Below are 18,135 nucleotides of genomic sequence, written 5' to 3' on the forward strand. Positions count from 1 at the left end.
CAGCCATCGATCTCGATGTATGCCTGAGGATCATCTCCTTTGCCGACGTGATGAAACTGAAATGACTTTGTGTATAGATAAGGGCTGGCTAGTGGGTGTGCGGCAGGTGCCGTCTCCTCATTTTGATGGCCGTCCGGATGATGAAACCCCTTCGCTGCTGGTGGTACATAATATTAGCCTACCGCCAGGGCAGTTCGGTGGCCCCTGGATTGATGCGCTGTTTACCGGCACGCTCGACCCTGATGCCGATCCTTTCTTTGCTGAGATTGTTCATCTGCGGGTTTCTGCCCACTGCCTGATCCGTCGTGATGGCGAGATTGTGCAGTACGTTCCCTTTGATAAACGCGCCTGGCATGCCGGTGTGTCGAGCTACCGTGGCCGCGAACGCTGTAATGATTTTTCCATCGGTATCGAGCTGGAGGGCACTGACACGCTGGCCTATACCGACGAGCAGTATCGACAGTTGGCGACATTAACCGAGCTGCTCATTAGCGAATACCCGGCGATTGCCAACAATATGGCCGGCCACTGTGATATCGCGCCCGTGCGCAAAACCGATCCTGGCCCGGCATTTGACTGGACCCGTTTTCGTGCGCTGGTCACCCCCTCGTCAAATAAGGAGATGACATGACGTTGTTTACCACGCTTCTGGTGCTGTTTGCTGAACGCCTGTTTAAACTGGGCGAACACTGGCAGCTCGATCATCGGCTGGAGACGCTGTTTCGGCGGGTGAAACATTATTCGCTTGCCGGTACTCTCGTCATGACCCTTGTGGCGATGGCGCTGGTCGGCATTATTCAGCGAGCGCTAAGCGGCGTTTTGTTTAACGTGCCGTCGCTGATCTTCTGGATCCTGCTCGGGCTGCTGTGCATCGGTGCCGGTCGCGTTCGCCTGCACTATCACGCCTATCTAAAAGCCGCTTCCCGTGATGATGTCCATGCGCGCGAGGCTATGGCCAGCGAGTTGACGATGATTCATGGCGTTCCCGCCGGCTGCGACGAGCGTGAGTTCTTGCGCGAGCTGCAAAACGCACTGTTGTGGATCAACTATCGCTTTTACCTCGCACCATTGTTTTGGTTCGTCGTCGGCGGCTCGTGGGGGCCTGTGGCGCTGATAGGCTATGCCTTCCTGCGGGCCTGGCAGTCCTGGCTTGCTCGTTACCAGACTCCGCATCACCGCTTACAGTCGGGTATTGATGCCATTTTGCATGTCGTGGATTGGGTGCCGGTCCGTTTGGTTGGGGTGGTTTATGCGCTGATTGGTCACGGTGAAAAAGCGCTTCCGGCGTGGTTTGCATCGCTGGGCGACCGTCATTCGTCGCAGTATCAAGTGCTGACCACTCTGGCGCAGTACTCTCTGGCACGTGAACCGCACGTCGACAAGGTTGAGACACCCAAGGCCGCCGTTTCAATGGCGAAGAAGACGTCCTATGCGGTAGTCGTGGTCATGGCGCTGCTGACGATTTACGGGACGCTGGTGTAGCTTTTCTGGCCCGGTCAATATCGTGTGACCGGGCCAATTCTTTACAGGGTGTCTGCGGGTGGAATACCGAAGTCCGGCATACCATTCTCCTGCCAGCGCACCGTCTTCAGACGCGTATGACGATTCGGGTCATACAGCGGATCACCTTCAATTTCCGTATAATTTCTGGCGTGATATACCAACACGTCTTCACCGTCCGGCGTTTGCGTAAAGCTGTTGTGGCCTGGCCCATACTGGCGGTTTTCATTGCTGGTGGTGAACACCGGCGTGGGCGATTTATGCCAGTTTTCGGTGTCGGTCATCTCGGCGTCTTTATCGATCCACAGTAGCCCCATGCAATAGTTTTCATCGGTGGCACTGGCGGAGTAGCTGATAAATAAGCGATTGCCGCGGGTGATGACGGCAGGCCCCTCATTGACCAGAAAACCCCGACACTCCCAGTCAAACTCCGGTTTGCTGAGCATCAGCGGTTCGCCCTTAATTGTCCACGGGTTGGCCAGCTCTGCCAGATAGATGTTGGAGTTGCCGGCAATCTCCGGGGATTTCTGCGCCCACAAATACCACTGTTTACCCTGATGGTGGAACGTGGTGGCATCAAGGCAGAAGGTATCAAACGGTGTCTTTATCTGACCTTTTTCGACCCATTTCCCGGTTAACGGATCGGCGTCGCTGCACTCGATCGCGTACATACGGTGCTGGAACATCCCCAGTTCATCAAGCGCCTGCGTGTGGGCGGCAGCGAAGTAGATATACCATTTGCCGTCGATATGGTGCAGCTCGGGGGCCCAGATAAGGTTGCTCATCGGGCCGCTATTCGGTTTACGCCATACCACGACGGGCTCTGCGCTGCGTAGGCCGTCGATGTCGGCTGCCCGACGGATCTCCAGCCGGTCATATTCTGGCACTGAGGCGATAAAATAGTACGCTCCCTGGTGGCGCAAAATAAAGGGATCGGCGCGCTGCTCAATAAAAGGGTTGGGCCAATTCTTCATCAGGCTTTCCTTACGTGTTCAGTCGTTTGCAGTTCTTGTTGATATTCATTCAGTTCGCGATAGTTGGTGCGGCGTTTCTCAAGATCTTCCTGGATCTGTTTCATCAATGAGCGGTCCACTTTCAGCAGGCGCACTACGCCGGCGGTGATCAGATAACCTACGCCTGGGATGATGGTGAACAGCAGCATAATACCGTTGAGCGTAGTTTCGCTCTGGGCTTTAGCACCGGCATCGTAGCCGTACCAGGAGAGCAGGAAGCCGACCATCGCCCCAGCGACCGCGAGACCCACTTTCAGGAAGAACAGGTTACCGGAGAAGCTGATCCCGGTGATACGCTTGCCGGTTTTCCACTCGCCGTAGTCGTCAACGTCGGCCATCAGCGACCAGTGCAGCGGCGATGGGATCTGGTGCAGGATGTTCAGCAGGAAGTAGAGCACCACAATCAGCATCGTGGCGTGCGGGTCGAAGAAGTAAAAGGCCACGGAGAAAATGGCCAGCGCGATGTTGGTCCAGAAGAAGACCTGCAGTTTACACCAGCGGTCGGTCAGGACTTTCGCCAGCATACTGCCAATCATCATGCCGATGACGCCAAGGCTGATAAAGAGGGTGGCGAAGTGGGTACTTTCTCCCATCACCCAGGTCACGTAATACATGGTGGCGGCCATGCGGATAAAACCTGGGCAGACGTTACACAAGGTGAGCAGCAGGATGCGTACCCACTGATCGTTTTTCCAGACGTCTTTTAAATCCTGTTTGAGTTCATCGTTGGTCTGTACCGCCGGGCGCACGCGTTCACGCACGGTGGCAAAGCAGAACAGGAACATGCACATGCCAATAAATGCCAGCACGGCCATCGCCATCTGATAGCCTTTGGCTTTGTCTTCACCGCCAAACCAATCGGCCATAGGTAACAGCGTCAGTGACAGCAGCAGGGTTGCGATACCCACGAGGACGAAGCGGTAGGATTGACAGGCGACGCGCTCTTTCGGATCGTTGGTGATGACGCTGCCAAGAGAGCAGTAAGGGATGTTGATTGCGGTATAGGTGATGGATAACAGGAAATAGGTGACAAATGCATAGATAACTTTGCTGCTATAGCTCCAATCAGGCGTGGTGAACATCAGCACGCTGAACAGGGCATAGGGGAAAGCTATCCACAGCAACCATGGACGAAAACGACCGTACTTACTGCGGGTGCGATCGGCTAGTGCGCCCATAATAGGGTCGGTAACGGCATCAATGACGCGAATTGACAGCAATAGCACGCCGACCAGCGCCGGGGCCAAACCAAAAATATCGGTGTAAAAATAGTTTACGAACAGCATGATAGCGCCAAAGATGATATTGCATCCCGCATCGCCCATGCCATAGCCAATTTTCTCTTTTACTGACAGTTTGCTTGCGTTCATCGCCAGATCTCTTTTGTGTGATATGGAGAGGATTATTGGCTGTGAACGAAGAAATTGCGTAGCAGGATAACGTTGTTGATATGGATAAATCTGCTACTTATGGGAAAGTGTGAAGCAGATAACAGGCGCGGTAGCGGTATTTATCCGCTACCGTGTGTGGAGGATTAACGGAGCTCGGCGGCCGGTACCAGCACGCGCGTTTTACCGTAGATAATCGTCAGGATCATCGGCACGCTGAAGGCGACGATAATCGCGAACACCTCATAGATAGCTTTTGATTCCGGGCCGCTGAACAGTCCAAGCTCAAAGACGTTGAGTACCGGTAGGAAGCTGTAGGTTTTGACTTGCAGTAGCCCGGTAATCGCACCGCCCAACGCCGCGCCAATACAGCCGAAGATAAACAGCATCCGGTATTTGAGGTTTACGCCATACAGCGCAGGCTCGGTAATGCCAAAGAACGCGGAGATTGAGGCCGAAATCGCCAGCTGCTTGTCTTTCAGGTTACGGGCGATAAAGATGGCGCCAAAGACGGTACCAAACTGGCCCATGACCGCAGACATAAACATCGCCATCACCGTGTCGTAGCCATTCACCTGCATGTTAATCAGCGCAATGGGAATAATGCCCCAGTGAACGCCGAAGACCACGAACAGTTGCCCAATCCCCGCCAGTAGTGCGCCGGAGAGCATCGGGCTTAGGTTGTAAAGCCAGGTGTAGCCGTTGGCAATGCCAATACCCACATAATCCGCAATCGGGCCAATCACGGTAAAGACCACAAATCCGCTAATAATCAGCGACAGGCACGGTACAAATACCAGCGCGGCGATTTCTGGTACCCACTTTTTGCACCAGCGTTCGACGTAGCTCAGGAACCATACCGCAAAGATAGCCGGGATCACCGCACCGCCATAAATTTTCAGCGGGAACGCGAGATGGAAGAGTTCTACGTGATCCGGCGTGGCGGCGTCGGTCAACGGGAAGACCATCGCCGCGGTCAGCGCCAGCGCGGTGAAGCGGCTGGTTTTAAAACGGTCTGCGGCGGTCACGGCGATAAACAGCGGCAGCATGACAAACACGCCGCTGGAAAGGGCGTTAAACACCACAAACAGCCAGGATTTGGTTGAGATAAGCTCCAGCGTTTGCAGCAGGACGACCAGCCCTTTGACTACCCCAACGCCTGCCAGCACGCCAATGTAAGGGGTGAAAATGGCGGATAGCGTCGCCAGCAGACGGTTAAAGAGCGAAACGTCCTGCGTTTGGGGGCCGGCGGCTTCCTGTGCCGCAGGCAGCAGCTCACTGAGTGCCGCGAAGATTTTTTCGACTTTGGGACCGATCACTATTTGAAACTGGCTCCCGTTGTTGACCAGTTTTACCACCTCAGAAATCTCGTACAGTCCCTTTTCGTCAATCTGCGAATCGTCCCTTAAATTCAGGCGTAAGCGAGTCGCGCAGTGGTTTGCGTGGTCGATATTCTCCTTGCCGCCGACGGCTGCAAGGATTTTTTGTGCAACGGCTAAGTATTGAGTCGCCATAACGAGGCACCTTTATCAGTAGGTAGGGTACAGGCAGTAGATCAGGCGTAATCGCCGGGTTTTGTTTTACTTTTTACTGCGACGCCAAAGTCGGTGAAGATCCGCTGCGGCAGGTTATTACCTTTTGCCTCGGCAATATGGTGCGCGAGGATCTGGAAAGGGATCACCATCAGCAGCGGCAGCACGGTCTCCGGCGTGTTGACATTCAGCGCCAGGGTATGCGGATCGTCGCTGGCCTCAGGTGTGACGGTGTAGACGTATTGGGTATGGCGTTGTTCATACTGGCGAAGCAGCGTCAGTCGTTCGCGGGCCACGCTTGGCACGTCGAGGAAGAACAGGCGATGCTGCGGGTTAATTTCAAAATACGGGCCGTGCATAAAGACTTCCATCTCGATGCCCTGTGAAGGTACACGCACGGTCTCGGTAAATTTGGTTGCCATCTCCATGCACACGCCGATAGCCGGTCCGTAACCGATGCTGGTAAAGCGCGGTGCGGCGGCCAGTTCGGACTGCCAGCGGCGGAAGAAGGCCTCGGTGGTGTGGATGATTGAGCCGATAGCGTTAATCGCCTCGCGAAAAACCGAGAGTTCCTGCTGCTCGCGGGCATCGTCAATCGCGTTCACCGCGCGTGCGTGGCGCAACCCCATCAGCATCAATGTCAGAATGGTCGCCACATAGCCTTTGGTTACATATCCCACGCGCTCTTCGCCAATATCCAGCAAAACAAATTGATCCGCGGTTTTGGCCAGTTCGCTCTGCGGTTTGCTGGTTAAGCCTACCGTTTGCAGCGGGAAGCGCTGTTTCAGCGTTTCCAGCGCGTGCAGCGTTGAGGTGCTTTCACCACTCTGGGAGATGGCAATCACCGTTTTAATCGCCGGATTGTGCTTTTCAAAATGCTGATAGTGGAATGGTTCGGCAAGCGTCAGGCGCACGGCGGAAAGGCTTTCGATATAGTATTTTGCGCTCGCGGCGGCATTGGCGCTGGAACCTGTCGCCAGTAGCAACCATTCGCTATCATCAGCGATAGCTGGAACATTTTGCGGGTAGTTATCCAGAATCTGCGCAAGCGTTGCCTGCTCTTCGTGGATGTAGGTCATCATGTTGGGTTTCATTGCGGCCTCTCGTGACTGAAAAAACTGAAAACGTTTTCAGTAAAATATTATGAGAGAATTTGGATCGTCAATTTTACGATCAGAGATCTGTGATTAAGATCTGAATATTTAGTGTGCGGCTGGCCGGTCGGCCAGCCCGAGGGATTATGCGGATTCGCCGGCGATCAGTTGCGGTGTAATTGGGGAAACGTCGGGCAGCATGTCCTGAAGAATGGTCATCATTTGGCGAATAACTTGTTGACCAATCTCGTTATTTTTATGATCGATAGTCGTTATCCGTGGAATGAAATACTCGCTGCCGGGGAAATACTCACAGCTGGCGACGGCGATGTCCTCCGGGACCGTCAAACCGTTATCTTTCAGCGCGCGAATGGCCCCCATGGCGACGCGATCGTTAATTGCCAGAATGGCCTGGGGGAGGGGACGCCCGGATTTCAGCAGTTTTACCGCCGCGTCATAGCCGTGTTCTGGATAGAAGTTGGTCTCAAAAATAGCGGCTGCGTGTTCATCAATCCCGGCCGCTTTCAGCGTTTGCAGGAAGGTGGCGACGCGTTGGCCGGTCATGTAGACGTGCGATGAGCCCCCCACAAACGCAATGTCACGATAGCCCTTTTCCAGTAAATGGCGGGTGATCATCGCCACGCAGTTAACCTGGTCACGCTCAAGGCAAGTGTAGTCGTAACGGGCGAGTTTGCGGCCCACGACGATCACCGGCAGTGAAGCGATAAGCTTTTTCAGGCCCTGGAGGTAGCTCTCGGGGACCTTCAGGTAGTCGATATTACCGCCGAGAATGATGACGCCGTCGAGCTGGCTATCGATGATGGTATTGAAGATCTGATCTTCGGCAATCACCTGCACTGAACCGGCGCGTTTGTTCGCGGATTGGGTATCGAAGAGGATAATTTTATAACCGGCCTGGAGGCAGGCTTTTTCGATTTGTTCAACCAGCGTGGCGAAGTAGGGGTTGGTAATATCGGAAACCACCACGGCAAGGGTCATGCTCTTGCGGGAAATCATGCTGCGCGCCATCAGGTTGGGGCTGAAGTGGTGCTCGTCGATGACCTTTTGTACTTTGGTTCGGGTTTTATCCGAGACCCAACTGTTGTTGTTGAGCACCCGGGAAACGGTGGCGATAGAGACATTGGCCAGTTCAGCAATGTCTTTGATAGTGAGGTTTTTTTTCATCAGCCACCCAGGTCCTTTTGTCGACGGTAACCCAGGTAATGGTACATCACTTTGGCGGGAGGGTGAACGCTCTGTACCCAAGGCGGGTACAGAGCAGAAACAGAAATTAGTGCGCTTTCACGGTTTTCACATTTTTCTGTTTAAACATGTAGCCGATACCGAGGATAACCAGCCATACCGGAATCAGCCATACGGAGATAGCCATGCCTGGGGTCATCACCATGATCACCAGCACTGCCGCCATGAAGACCAGGCAGATCCAGTTCCCGAGCGGATAGAACAGCGCCGGGAAGCGAGTGGTGACACCCTGCTGTTGTTTCGCTTTGCGGAACTTCATGTGAGCCAGGCTAATCATCGCCCAGTTGATCACCAGCGCCGAGACCACCAGCGCCATCAGCAGACCAAACGCAGATTCAGGCGCCAGGTAGTTAATCAGTACACACAGCGCGGTAACAAAGGCAGAAACCAGAATCGTATTGACCGGTACGCCGCGTTTATCGACGCTCAGCAATGCTTTTGGTGCGTTGCCCTGCTGTGCCAGGCCGAACAGCATACGGCTGTTGCAGTATACACAGCTGTTGTAAACGGACAGCGCTGCGGTCAGCACCACGATGTTCAGGGCGTTAGCAACGAAAGAGTCACCCAGTTCGTGGAAGATCAGCACGAACGGGCTGACGTCTGCGGTGACGCGGGTCCACGGCATCAGGGACAGCAGAACGGCCAGTGAGCCCACATAGAAAATCAGGATACGGTAGATCACCTGGTTGGTGGCTTTTGGAATGCTCTGCTCTGGATTATCCGCCTCTGCTGCGGTGATCCCGACCAGCTCCAGGCCGCCGAAGGAGAACATAATGATCGCCATCATCATCACCAGCCCGGTCCAGCCGTGCGGCAGGAAGCCACCTTGTTCCCATAGGTTGCGTACGGTGGCCTGTGGGCCAGCGGTATCGCTGAACAGCAGCCATGCACCGAACAGAATCATCGCAATAACGGCGATAACTTTGATGATCGCAAACCAGAACTCCATTTCACCGAACACTTTTACGTTGGTCAGGTTAATGGCGTTAATGGCGATAAAGAAGACGGCGGCAGACGCCCACGTTGGAATTTCCGGCCACCAGAACTGAATGTATTTACCGACCGCAGTCAGCTCGGCCATGGCAACCAGTACGTACAGTACCCAGTAGTTCCAGCCTGACGCGAAGCCGGCGAAGTTGCCCCAGTACTTGTAAGCGAAGTGGCTAAAGGAGCCGGCTACGGGCTCTTCAACCACCATTTCGCCCAGTTGGCGCATGATCATAAAGGCAATGAAACCGGCGATGGCGTAACCGAGAATAATCCCCGGGCCTGCCGATTGAATAACGGAAGCGCTGCCGAGAAACAGGCCCGTGCCGATAGCGCCGCCCAGAGCGATCAGCTGTATATGGCGGTTCTTCAGGCCGCGCTTAAGCTGGGAGCCTTGCTGTTGACCTTCCATTGTGAAACCTCGTGTGTGGTTATTATTGTGACGCTGTTTGCGTATGTACTTAAGAAATTCCGTTTTCTGTATTGTTATGTTTACGAAAAGCTTTTCTTAAAAAGAGGTAAGGCTCTTTCGTCATCAGCAGAATAGTGGTAAGCGCGAAGGAATGCACCTGCTTTATGAAGGGATGAAGAGAGGTTGGATAAAAAGCCAACAGCTGTCACGCAGGTGTGCAAATGTTTCATTGAATCAAATGTGGTTATTTATGCGATTTAGATGCATTTAAATTCGAAAATTGCGGAATTGAAACGCTTCAGTTTGCTTATCTTTGTTTTTATTTGGTTAATTGTACTTCTTTATAGGTAAAGTTGTTTTTTGTGCAAGGTTACAATTCTGAAACATCATTTCTGTAATGTTGTTAAAAAGTGCCGGGTTTACTGATTTCAATCAAAACCTGTATGGACAGAAGGTGAATACTTTGTTACTTTAGCGTCAAGAACATGAAATTGGTAAGACCAATTGACTCCGGGCAAATGGCTTAAGACAGGAAATCATGGCCTACAGCAAAATTCGCCAACCAAAACTCTCCGATGTGATTGAGCAGCAGTTGGAGTTTTTAATTCTTGAGGGGACTTTACGCCCCGGGGAAAAACTCCCACCGGAACGCGAACTGGCAAAACAGTTCGACGTCTCCCGCCCCTCCTTACGCGAGGCTATCCAACGTCTCGAAGCGAAGGGTTTACTGCTGCGTCGTCAGGGTGGTGGCACTTTTGTTCAGAGCAGCCTATGGCAGAGTTTTAGCGACCCATTGGTAGAACTGCTCTCCGACCATCCTGAATCCCAGTTTGACCTGCTTGAGACGCGCCATGCGCTGGAAGGTATTGCGGCCTATTACGCTGCACTGCGTAGCACGGATGAAGACAAGATCCGTATTCGTGAACTCCACCATGCCATCGAGCTTGCTCAACAGTCCGGCGACCTTGACGGTGAATCTGATGCGGTACTCCAGTATCAAATTGCTGTCACCGAAGCGGCACACAATGTCGTGTTGCTCCATTTGCTCAGATGTATGGAGCCAATGCTGGCGCAAAATGTTCGGCAAAACTTTGAATTGTTATACGCGCGTAGGGAGATGCTGCCGTTAGTCAGCAGCCACCGAACCCGTATTTTTGAAGCGATTATCGCGGGTAAACCGGAAGAGGCACGCGAAGCGTCCCACCGTCACCTGGCGTTTATCGAAGAGATTCTCCTGGACCGTAGTCGTGAGGAAAGCCGTCGTGAACGCGCCTTACGCCGCCTGGAGCAACGCAAGAATTAGTGATTTTTCTGGCAGAAATTTAACCAGAAGATGTTGTAAATCAAGCGCTATTTAACGCGCGGCAACTAAACGCAGAACCTGTCTTATTGCGTTCTTACGCAAGAGCGCAATGGGACAGGTTCCAGATAACTCAACGTATTAGATAGATAAGGAATACCCCCATGTCAGAACGTTTACAAAATGACGTGGATCCGATCGAAACTCGCGACTGGCTACAGGCGATCGAATCGGTCATCCGTGAAGAAGGTGTTGAGCGCGCTCAGTATCTGGTCGACCAACTGCTCTCTGAAGCCCGCAAAGGCGGCGTTCAGGTAGCTGCTGGTGCAGGGGCGAGCGGTTACGTCAACACTATTGCCGTTGAAGATGAACCGGAATACCCGGGCAATCTGGAGCTGGAACGCCGCATTCGTTCTGCTATCCGCTGGAACGCCATCATGACCGTGCTGCGTGCGTCTAAAAAAGACCTCGAGCTGGGTGGCCACATGGCTTCCTTCCAGTCTTCAGCCACTTTCTATGAAGTGTGCTTCAACCACTTCTTCCGCGCCCGCAACGAGCAGGATGGCGGCGACCTGGTGTACTTCCAGGGCCACATCTCCCCGGGCGTATACGCACGTGCGTTCCTTGAAGGCCGTCTGACCGAAGAGCAGATGAACAACTTCCGTCAGGAAGTTCACGGTAAAGGTCTGTCTTCTTATCCGCACCCGAAACTGATGCCAACCTTCTGGCAGTTCCCAACCGTTTCTATGGGTCTGGGTCCAATCGGTGCGATCTACCAGGCTAAATTCCTGAAATATCTGGAACACCGTGGTCTGAAAGACACCTCCAAACAAACCGTTTATGCCTTCCTGGGCGACGGCGAGATGGATGAGCCAGAATCCAAAGGTGCGATCACCATCGCGACCCGTGAAAAACTGGACAACCTGGTCTTCGTCATCAACTGTAACCTGCAGCGTCTGGACGGCCCGGTCACCGGTAACGGCAAGATCATTAACGAACTGGAAGGCATCTTTGCAGGCGCTGGCTGGAACGTTATCAAGGTTATCTGGGGCGGTCGTTGGGATGAGCTGCTGCGTAAAGACACCAGCGGTAAACTGATCCAACTGATGAACGAAACCGTTGATGGCGACTACCAGACCTTCAAATCCAAAGATGGCGCTTACGTTCGTGAGCACTTCTTCGGTAAATACCCAGAAACTGCTGCGCTGGTTGCTGACTGGAGCGACGAGCAGATCTGGGCACTGAACCGTGGTGGTCACGATCCGAAGAAAGTCTTCGCTGCACTGAAAAAAGCGCAGGAAACCACCGGTAAAGCGACCGTAATCCTTGCTCATACCATCAAAGGTTATGGCATGGGTGACACCGCTGAAGGTAAAAACATCGCTCACCAGGTTAAGAAAATGAACATGGACGGCGTTCGCTACGTCCGCGATCGTTTCAATGTGCCTGTTGCCGATGCTGATATCGAAAAACTGCCATACGTGACCTTCCCGGAAGGTTCCGAAGAGCACACCTATCTGCACGCCCAGCGTGAAAAACTGCACGGTTATCTGCCAAGCCGTCAGCCTAACTTCGATGAGAAGCTGGAGCTGCCAACGCTGGAAGATTTCGGTCCGCTGCTGGAAGAGCAGAACAAAGAAATTTCTACCACCATTGCGTTCGTTCGTGCTCTGAACGTGATGCTGAAGAACAAGTCCATCAAAGACCGTCTGGTGCCAATCATCGCCGATGAAGCGCGTACCTTTGGTATGGAAGGCCTGTTCCGTCAGATCGGTATTTACAGCCCTAACGGCCAGCAGTACACCCCGCAGGACCGTGAGCAGGTTGCTTACTACAAAGAAGACGAAAAAGGTCAGATCCTGCAGGAAGGTATCAACGAACTGGGTGCCGGCGCATCCTGGCTGGCTGCTGCGACCTCTTACAGCACCAACAACCTGCCGATGATCCCGTTCTACATCTACTACTCCATGTTCGGGTTCCAGCGTATCGGTGACCTGTGCTGGCAGGCAGGCGACCAGCAGGCTCGCGGCTTCCTGGTAGGGGGTACTTCCGGTCGTACTACGCTGAACGGTGAAGGTCTGCAGCACGAAGATGGTCACAGCCACATTCAGTCTCTGACTATCCCGAACTGTATCTCTTACGATCCATCTTACGCGTACGAAGTTGCGGTCATCATGCATGATGGTCTGGAGCGTATGTACGGTGAGAAACAAGAGAACGTTTACTACTACATCACCACGCTGAACGAAAACTACCACATGCCGGCGATGCCAGCAGGTGCCGAGGAAGGTATCCGTAAAGGTATCTACAAACTCGAAACCGTTGCAGGTAGCAAAGGTAAAGTTCAGCTGCTGGGCTCCGGCTCTATCCTGCGTCACGTCCGTGAAGCAGCGCAGATCCTGGCGAACGACTACGGCGTAGGTTCTGACGTTTACTCCGTCACCTCCTTCACCGAGCTGGCACGTGATGGTCAGGACTGTGAACGTTGGAACATGCTGCACCCACTGGAAACCCCACGCGTTCCTTACATCGCTCAGGTGATGAACGACGCGCCGGCAGTGGCATCCACCGACTATATGAAACTGTTTGCTGAGCAGGTTCGTACTTATGTACCGGCTGATGATTACCGCGTACTGGGTACCGACGGCTTTGGCCGCTCTGACAGCCGTGAAAACCTGCGTCACCACTTCGAAGTTGATGCTTCCTATGTGGTAGTAGCGGCACTGGGCGAACTGGCTAAACGTGGCGAAATCGATAAGAAAGTGGTTGCGGAAGCCATCACTAAATTCAACATCGATGCAGAAAAAGTTAACCCGCGTCTGGCGTAAGAGGTAAAAGAAACATGGCTATCGAAATCAATGTACCGGACATCGGGGCTGATGAAGTTGAAATCACCGAGATCCTGGTCAAAGTAGGCGACAAAGTTGAAGCTGAACAGTCGCTGATCACCGTAGAAGGCGATAAAGCCTCTATGGAAGTTCCGTCTCCTCAGGCTGGCGTGGTTAAAGAGATCAAAGTCTCTGTCGGCGACAAAACTGAGACCGGTAAACTGATCATGATTTTCGATTCCGCCGACGGTGCAGCAGCTGCTGCACCTGCCAAGGCAGAAGAGAAGAAAGAAGCGGCTCCGGCAGCAGCACCTGCTGCGGCAGCGGCAAAAGACGTACACGTACCTGATATCGGCGGCGATGAAGTTGAAGTCACTGAAATCATGGTTAAAGTGGGCGACACCGTTGCGGCTGAACAGTCTCTGATCACCGTAGAAGGCGACAAAGCTTCGATGGAAGTTCCTGCGCCATTCGCCGGTACTGTTAAAGAGATCAAAATCAACACCGGTGACAAAGTGTCAACGGGTTCCCTGATTATGGTCTTCGAAGTTGCGGGCGCAGCGCCTGCTGCGGCACCAGCTCAGGCTGCGGCTCCAGCTGCGGCGGCTGCACCAGCCGCTTCCGGTTCTAAAGAAGTGAACGTTCCGGACATCGGTGGTGACGAAGTTGAAGTGACCGAAGTGATGGTGAAAGTGGGCGATAAAATTGCCGCTGAACAGTCACTGATCACCGTGGAAGGTGATAAAGCGTCTATGGAAGTTCCGGCACCGTTCGCGGGCACCGTGAAAGAGATCAAAATCAGCACCGGCGATAAAGTGAAAACCGGTTCCCTGATCATGGTCTTCGAAGTGGAAGGCGCTGCACCAGCAGCCGCTCCGGCACAAGCAGCAGCGCCGGCTCCGGCCGCAGCACCTGCGCCAGCCGCGACACCTGCTCCGGCAGCCGCAGCAGCCGGTAAATCCGACTTCGCTGAAAACGACGCTTATGTTCACGCAACGCCGCTGATTCGTCGCCTGGCGCGCGAATTCGGTGTTAACCTGGCAAAAGTGAAGGGCACTGGCCGTAAAGGTCGTATCCTGCGCGAAGACGTTCAGTCTTACGTGAAAGACGCTATCAAACGCGCTGAATCTGCTCCAGCAGCAGCGGCGGGTGGCGGCATTCCAGGCATGCTGCCTTGGCCGAAAGTGGACTTCAGCAAGTTTGGTGAAATCGAAGAAGTGGAACTGGGTCGTATCCAGAAAATCTCTGGTGCTAACCTGAGCCGTAACTGGGTGATGATCCCGCACGTAACTCACTTCGACAAAACCGATATCACCGATCTGGAAGCGTTCCGTAAACAGCAGAACGCCGAAGCTGAGAAACGCAAACTGGACGTGAAATTCACCCCAGTGGTCTTCATCATGAAAGCGGTTGCCGCGGCTCTCGAGCAGATGCCTCGCTTCAACAGCTCTCTGTCCGAAGACGGTCAGAAACTGACGCTGAAGAAATACATCAACATCGGTGTTGCGGTTGATACGCCAAATGGTCTGGTTGTTCCGGTCTTCAAAGATGTGAACAAGAAGAGCATTACCGAGCTGTCCCGTGAACTGACTGTGATCTCTAAGAAAGCGCGTGACGGTAAGCTGACCGCTGGCGAAATGCAGGGCGGTTGCTTCACTATCTCCAGCATCGGCGGCCTGGGTACGACCCACTTCGCGCCGATTGTTAACGCGCCGGAAGTGGCGATCCTCGGTGTCTCCAAGTCTGCTATGGAGCCAGTGTGGAACGGTAAAGAGTTTATGCCGCGTCTGATGATGCCAATTTCTCTTTCCTTCGACCACCGTGTGATTGACGGTGCGGATGGTGCACGCTTTATCACCATCATTAACAACACGCTGTCCGACATTCGCCGCCTGGTGATGTAATAAAAAGCCGGCCTGACGGCCGGCTTTTTTCTGGTAACCTTGGGCTTGTTTCGGGGTTACCAGCAACAAAGGACAAAATCGTTTGCCGTTTGTTGTTTAAAAATTGTTAACAATTTTGTAAAATACACGCGGATAGAACGTCCCGGTGGACATGGGCGTAAAAACATAAGCGTCAGACCCGCCGGATATAAATGATAGAGGTCATGATGAGCACTGAAATTAAAACTCAGGTCGTGGTACTTGGGGCGGGCCCGGCAGGCTACTCTGCTGCCTTCCGTTGCGCGGATTTAGGTCTGGAGACCGTAATCGTAGAACGTTACAGCACCCTGGGCGGTGTTTGTCTGAACGTTGGCTGTATCCCTTCTAAAGCGCTGCTGCACGTAGCAAAAGTTATCGAAGAAGCCAAAGCGCTGGCTGAGCACGGTATCGTCTTCGGCGAACCGAAAACCGATATCGACAAAATTCGTACCTGGAAAGAGAAAGTTATCACTCAACTGACCGGCGGTCTGGCTGGTATGGCGAAAGGCCGTAAAGTGAAAGTGGTAAACGGTCTGGGTAAATTCACCGGAGCAAACACTCTGGAAGTGGAAGGTGAAAACGGCAAAACCGTGATCAACTTCGACAACGCCATCATCGCAGCGGGCTCTCGTCCGATTGAGCTGCCATTTATTCCGCACGAAGATCCACGCGTATGGGACTCCACCGACGCACTGGAACTGAAAGAAGTGCCTAAGCGCCTGCTGGTTATGGGCGGTGGTATCATCGGTCTGGAAATGGGTACCGTGTACCACGCGCTGGGTTCAGAGATTGACGTGGTTGAAATGTTCGACCAGGTTATCCCGGCTGCTGACAAAGACATCGTTAAGGTCTTCACCAAGCGTATCAGCAAGAAGTTCAACCTGATGCTGGAAACCAAAGTGACCGCCGTTGAAGCGAAAGAAGACGGTATCTACGTTTCCATGGAAGGCAAAAAAGCGCCGTCCGAAGCACAGCGTTATGATGCGGTTCTGGTAGCAATCGGTCGTGTACCGAACGGTAAAAACCTCGACGCGGGCAAAGCTGGCGTAGAAGTTGACGACCGTGGCTTCATCCACGTCGACAAACAGCTGCGTACCAACGTACCGCACATCTTTGCTATCGGCGATATCGTCGGTCAGCCAATGCTGGCGCACAAAGGTGTTCACGAAGGTCACGTTGCCGCTGAAGTTATCGCCGGTAAGAAACATTACTTCGATCCGAAAGTGATCCCATCGATTGCTTACACCGAGCCAGAAGTTGCCTGGGTGGGTCTGACCGAGAAAGAAGCGAAAGAGAAAGGCATCAGCTACGAAACCGCCACCTTCCCGTGGGCTGCTTCTGGCCGTGCTATCGCTTCTGATTGCGCAGACGGTATGACCAAACTGATCTTCGACAAAGAATCTCACCGTGTTATCGGTGGTGCGATTGTCGGGACCAACGGCGGCGAGCTGCTGGGTGAAATCGGTCTGGCTATCGAGATGGGCTGTGATGCAGAAGACATCGCGCTGACCATCCATGCTCACCCGACTCTGCACGAGTCTGTGGGTCTGGCGGCTGAAGTGTTCGAAGGTAGCATCACCGACCTGCCGAACCCGAAAGCCAAGAAGAAGTAATTCTTCTGAAGTAAAAAAAGCGGCCAACTGGCCGCTTTTTTTATGCCTGAAAAACCGTAGCGAGGCGGTAACTGATTTATTTAAAAACGTTTCTTCAAAAATATCTGCACACATCTGGTTATGAATTCGACAATCATCACGCACTAAACTGATAGCGTACAAACGATATCGAGGTGCATCATGAAAACGTTTCTGACTACCGCGCTACTTGCTGTTACGTTGATATCTGGCGCTGCTATGGCCAGCGACCCGCTGATCCCATGGGCCGATAATAGCGGTGGCACGGAATCCACGCACATCGCTTCAATGGGGCAGAACCTGAATGCGCAGCATCAGGCGGTGAGTAAAACGCAAGAAGGGGTGTGGGCGGCAAATTCGGGCAGCATTAAAGCCGATGAGCAGGCGCTGACCATCGCCAGGCCAGCCGCCGGGCAGTAGGTTCAGCGTCGAATGACAAGACCTGGCTTGCGCCAGGTCTTGTTGTTTACTGTGCTATCTCTTCCCAGGGTTTATCCACTGTGAAGGCTTTCACCTCCGCAGCTTTCGACGCGGAGAGCTCACCGAGGTTAGCCTGATAAACCGTATCGTTCCGATCGATCATAAAACTCATGATTCCGGTTACCGCATACTTGACCGGCCAGGCGATAAGAGCAAATCCCTGCTGCTTCTGATCCGCAATGATGCGGAAGCGGTAGCCGTGATAGCCGCTTTCTGGTGTGTTTGGGCTATAGGCTGGCCCCAACGGGCTGGGCTGCTCGCCGGGTGCAGTGGGCCAATAGAGTCCATCCTGTTGGCCTTCACTGCTCAGTAATTTTCCGGCATAACGCTGGAAACGTTGATAGTAATCATTCTGCGCATCCACATAAGCATGCATGGCCTGAATTGCCGACAGTTCATTGCGGCCAATTTCGCGGGTCTGGATTTCGTCCTGGGCCTGGGCCATATCGAAATGCCAGCCTTGGGCCGTTTTCACCATAGGGATTGGTAGCTGCCAGCCGCTGCTCCCGACGTTCAGATGCGCGGTATCGCCTTGTTGATCAATTTGGTGTCCCACCTTCCAGTCGCGCAGGAAGCGGGCAACGGCCTCCGGCTCGGCTTCTTGTTGCGGCAGGTACTGACGCCAGTTCTCTCCCAGTACGGCATTAAGCGCCCCGTCATCATGGTTTTGTAGCGCGTCGGCAAAAGCGCTGGCGGCCTTTTCCGGCGTTGCATAATTTTGTTGGGCAAAGACCGGCAAGGCAAACAGCGCAAGCAGGCCTGCGATCATGACTCTTTTCATGACT

At 53.4% G+C, this 18,135-nt stretch carries 14 protein-coding genes; 7 read left to right on the top strand and 7 right to left on the bottom strand.

Going from position 1 to position 18,135, the window contains the following annotated elements; all coding sequences use genetic code 11:
* Positions 1-61: 61 nt before the first annotated feature.
* Both ampD and ampE read left to right on the top strand, forming a co-directional pair.
* Positions 62-631, top strand: coding sequence for a 1,6-anhydro-N-acetylmuramyl-L-alanine amidase AmpD (gene ampD / locus KCR01S_RS09145; RefSeq protein WP_404821381.1), 570 nt, complete (start codon positions 62-64; stop codon positions 629-631).
* Entirely contained in the window at positions 628-1,482 is an 855-nt protein-coding gene (ampE, locus tag KCR01S_RS09150) for a beta-lactamase regulator AmpE (protein WP_061282314.1), read from the top strand. The genes ampD and ampE overlap by 4 nt, the downstream gene beginning before the upstream one ends.
* Before the next feature lie 41 nt (positions 1,483-1,523).
* Here ampE and KCR01S_RS09155 read toward each other — a convergent pair whose 3' ends face one another.
* From KCR01S_RS09155 to aroP, 6 genes are all read right to left on the bottom strand, one after another.
* Complete coding sequence (locus KCR01S_RS09155; protein WP_061282316.1) at positions 1,524-2,474, bottom strand: glycoside hydrolase family 43 protein; 951 nt, start codon at positions 2,472-2,474, stop codon at positions 1,524-1,526.
* Positions 2,474-3,883 carry a glycoside-pentoside-hexuronide (GPH):cation symporter gene (locus tag KCR01S_RS09160; RefSeq protein WP_061282318.1) on the bottom strand — a complete coding sequence of 470 codons (1,410 nt, stop codon included), beginning with the start codon at positions 3,881-3,883 and terminating at the stop codon, positions 2,474-2,476. The genes KCR01S_RS09155 and KCR01S_RS09160 overlap by 1 nt, the downstream gene beginning before the upstream one ends.
* 164 nt (positions 3,884-4,047) lie before the next feature.
* The gene (locus KCR01S_RS09165; RefSeq protein ID WP_061282320.1) at positions 4,048-5,415 is read right to left on the bottom strand and encodes a PTS transporter subunit EIIC; all 1,368 of its coding nucleotides are present in this window, start codon (positions 5,413-5,415) and stop codon (positions 4,048-4,050) included.
* A gap of 41 nt (positions 5,416-5,456) precedes the next feature.
* The gene (locus tag KCR01S_RS09170) at positions 5,457-6,527 is read right to left on the bottom strand and encodes an SIS domain-containing protein (RefSeq protein ID WP_061282322.1); all 1,071 of its coding nucleotides are present in this window, start codon (positions 6,525-6,527) and stop codon (positions 5,457-5,459) included.
* A gap of 144 nt (positions 6,528-6,671) precedes the next feature.
* The gene (locus KCR01S_RS09175) at positions 6,672-7,712 is read right to left on the bottom strand and encodes a LacI family DNA-binding transcriptional regulator (RefSeq protein WP_061282324.1); all 1,041 of its coding nucleotides are present in this window, start codon (positions 7,710-7,712) and stop codon (positions 6,672-6,674) included.
* 106 nt (positions 7,713-7,818) lie between these two features.
* The gene (aroP, locus tag KCR01S_RS09180; RefSeq protein WP_061282326.1) at positions 7,819-9,189 is read right to left on the bottom strand and encodes an aromatic amino acid transporter AroP; all 1,371 of its coding nucleotides are present in this window, start codon (positions 9,187-9,189) and stop codon (positions 7,819-7,821) included.
* Between the two features lie 538 nt (positions 9,190-9,727).
* On the opposite strand from aroP, the gene pdhR reads away from it, so the two are divergent.
* From pdhR to KCR01S_RS09205, 5 genes are all read left to right on the top strand, one after another.
* Positions 9,728-10,492 (top strand): pyruvate dehydrogenase complex transcriptional repressor PdhR, encoded by a 765-nt coding sequence (gene pdhR, locus KCR01S_RS09185; RefSeq protein ID WP_061282328.1) that lies wholly within the window; start codon positions 9,728-9,730, stop codon positions 10,490-10,492.
* A gap of 161 nt (positions 10,493-10,653) precedes the next feature.
* The gene (aceE, locus tag KCR01S_RS09190; protein WP_061282330.1) at positions 10,654-13,317 is read left to right on the top strand and encodes a pyruvate dehydrogenase (acetyl-transferring), homodimeric type; all 2,664 of its coding nucleotides are present in this window, start codon (positions 10,654-10,656) and stop codon (positions 13,315-13,317) included.
* Positions 13,318-13,331: 14 nt separating this feature from the next.
* A complete protein-coding gene (gene aceF / locus KCR01S_RS09195) occupies positions 13,332-15,221 on the top strand; it encodes a pyruvate dehydrogenase complex dihydrolipoyllysine-residue acetyltransferase (protein WP_061282332.1) in 1,890 nt (629 codons plus the stop codon).
* A gap of 206 nt (positions 15,222-15,427) precedes the next feature.
* Entirely contained in the window at positions 15,428-16,852 is a 1,425-nt protein-coding gene (gene lpdA, locus KCR01S_RS09200) for a dihydrolipoyl dehydrogenase (RefSeq protein WP_061282463.1), read from the top strand.
* 180 nt (positions 16,853-17,032) lie between these two features.
* Complete coding sequence (locus KCR01S_RS09205) at positions 17,033-17,290, top strand: hypothetical protein (protein ID WP_061282333.1); 258 nt, start codon at positions 17,033-17,035, stop codon at positions 17,288-17,290.
* 46 nt (positions 17,291-17,336) lie between these two features.
* Here the strand turns inward: KCR01S_RS09205 and KCR01S_RS09210 are convergent, their stop codons facing one another.
* Positions 17,337-18,131 carry a DUF2950 family protein gene (locus KCR01S_RS09210; protein ID WP_061282335.1) on the bottom strand — a complete coding sequence of 265 codons (795 nt, stop codon included), beginning with the start codon at positions 18,129-18,131 and terminating at the stop codon, positions 17,337-17,339.
* Positions 18,132-18,135 lie beyond the last annotated feature (4 nt).

Origin of the sequence: Kluyvera cryocrescens NBRC 102467 (genome assembly GCF_001571285.1) — a bacterium.
GTDB classification, from domain to species: domain Bacteria; phylum Pseudomonadota; class Gammaproteobacteria; order Enterobacterales; family Enterobacteriaceae; genus Kluyvera; species Kluyvera cryocrescens.

What these genes read in the sequence shown, in the direction of transcription:
- aroP (WP_061282326.1), bottom strand. Translation starts at nt 9,189, where the DNA reads ATGGAAGGTCAACAGCAAGGCTCCCAGCTTAAGCGCGGCCTGAAGAAC.
- aceF (WP_061282332.1), top strand. Translation starts at nt 13,332, where the DNA reads ATGGCTATCGAAATCAATGTACCGGACATCGGGGCTGATGAAGTTGAA.
- KCR01S_RS09155 (WP_061282316.1), bottom strand. Translation starts at nt 2,474, where the DNA reads ATGAAGAATTGGCCCAACCCTTTTATTGAGCAGCGCGCCGATCCCTTT.
- KCR01S_RS09175 (WP_061282324.1), bottom strand. Translation starts at nt 7,712, where the DNA reads ATGAAAAAAAACCTCACTATCAAAGACATTGCTGAACTGGCCAATGTC.
- KCR01S_RS09165 (WP_061282320.1), bottom strand. Translation starts at nt 5,415, where the DNA reads ATGGCGACTCAATACTTAGCCGTTGCACAAAAAATCCTTGCAGCCGTC.
- pdhR (WP_061282328.1), top strand. Translation starts at nt 9,728, where the DNA reads ATGGCCTACAGCAAAATTCGCCAACCAAAACTCTCCGATGTGATTGAG.
- KCR01S_RS09170 (WP_061282322.1), bottom strand. Translation starts at nt 6,527, where the DNA reads ATGAAACCCAACATGATGACCTACATCCACGAAGAGCAGGCAACGCTT.
- KCR01S_RS09205 (WP_061282333.1), top strand. Translation starts at nt 17,033, where the DNA reads ATGAAAACGTTTCTGACTACCGCGCTACTTGCTGTTACGTTGATATCT.
- ampE (WP_061282314.1), top strand. Translation starts at nt 628, where the DNA reads ATGACGTTGTTTACCACGCTTCTGGTGCTGTTTGCTGAACGCCTGTTT.
- aceE (WP_061282330.1), top strand. Translation starts at nt 10,654, where the DNA reads ATGTCAGAACGTTTACAAAATGACGTGGATCCGATCGAAACTCGCGAC.
- KCR01S_RS09210 (WP_061282335.1), bottom strand. Translation starts at nt 18,131, where the DNA reads ATGAAAAGAGTCATGATCGCAGGCCTGCTTGCGCTGTTTGCCTTGCCG.
- ampD (WP_404821381.1), top strand. Translation starts at nt 62, where the DNA reads ATGACTTTGTGTATAGATAAGGGCTGGCTAGTGGGTGTGCGGCAGGTG.
- lpdA (WP_061282463.1), top strand. Translation starts at nt 15,428, where the DNA reads ATGAGCACTGAAATTAAAACTCAGGTCGTGGTACTTGGGGCGGGCCCG.
- KCR01S_RS09160 (WP_061282318.1), bottom strand. Translation starts at nt 3,883, where the DNA reads ATGAACGCAAGCAAACTGTCAGTAAAAGAGAAAATTGGCTATGGCATG.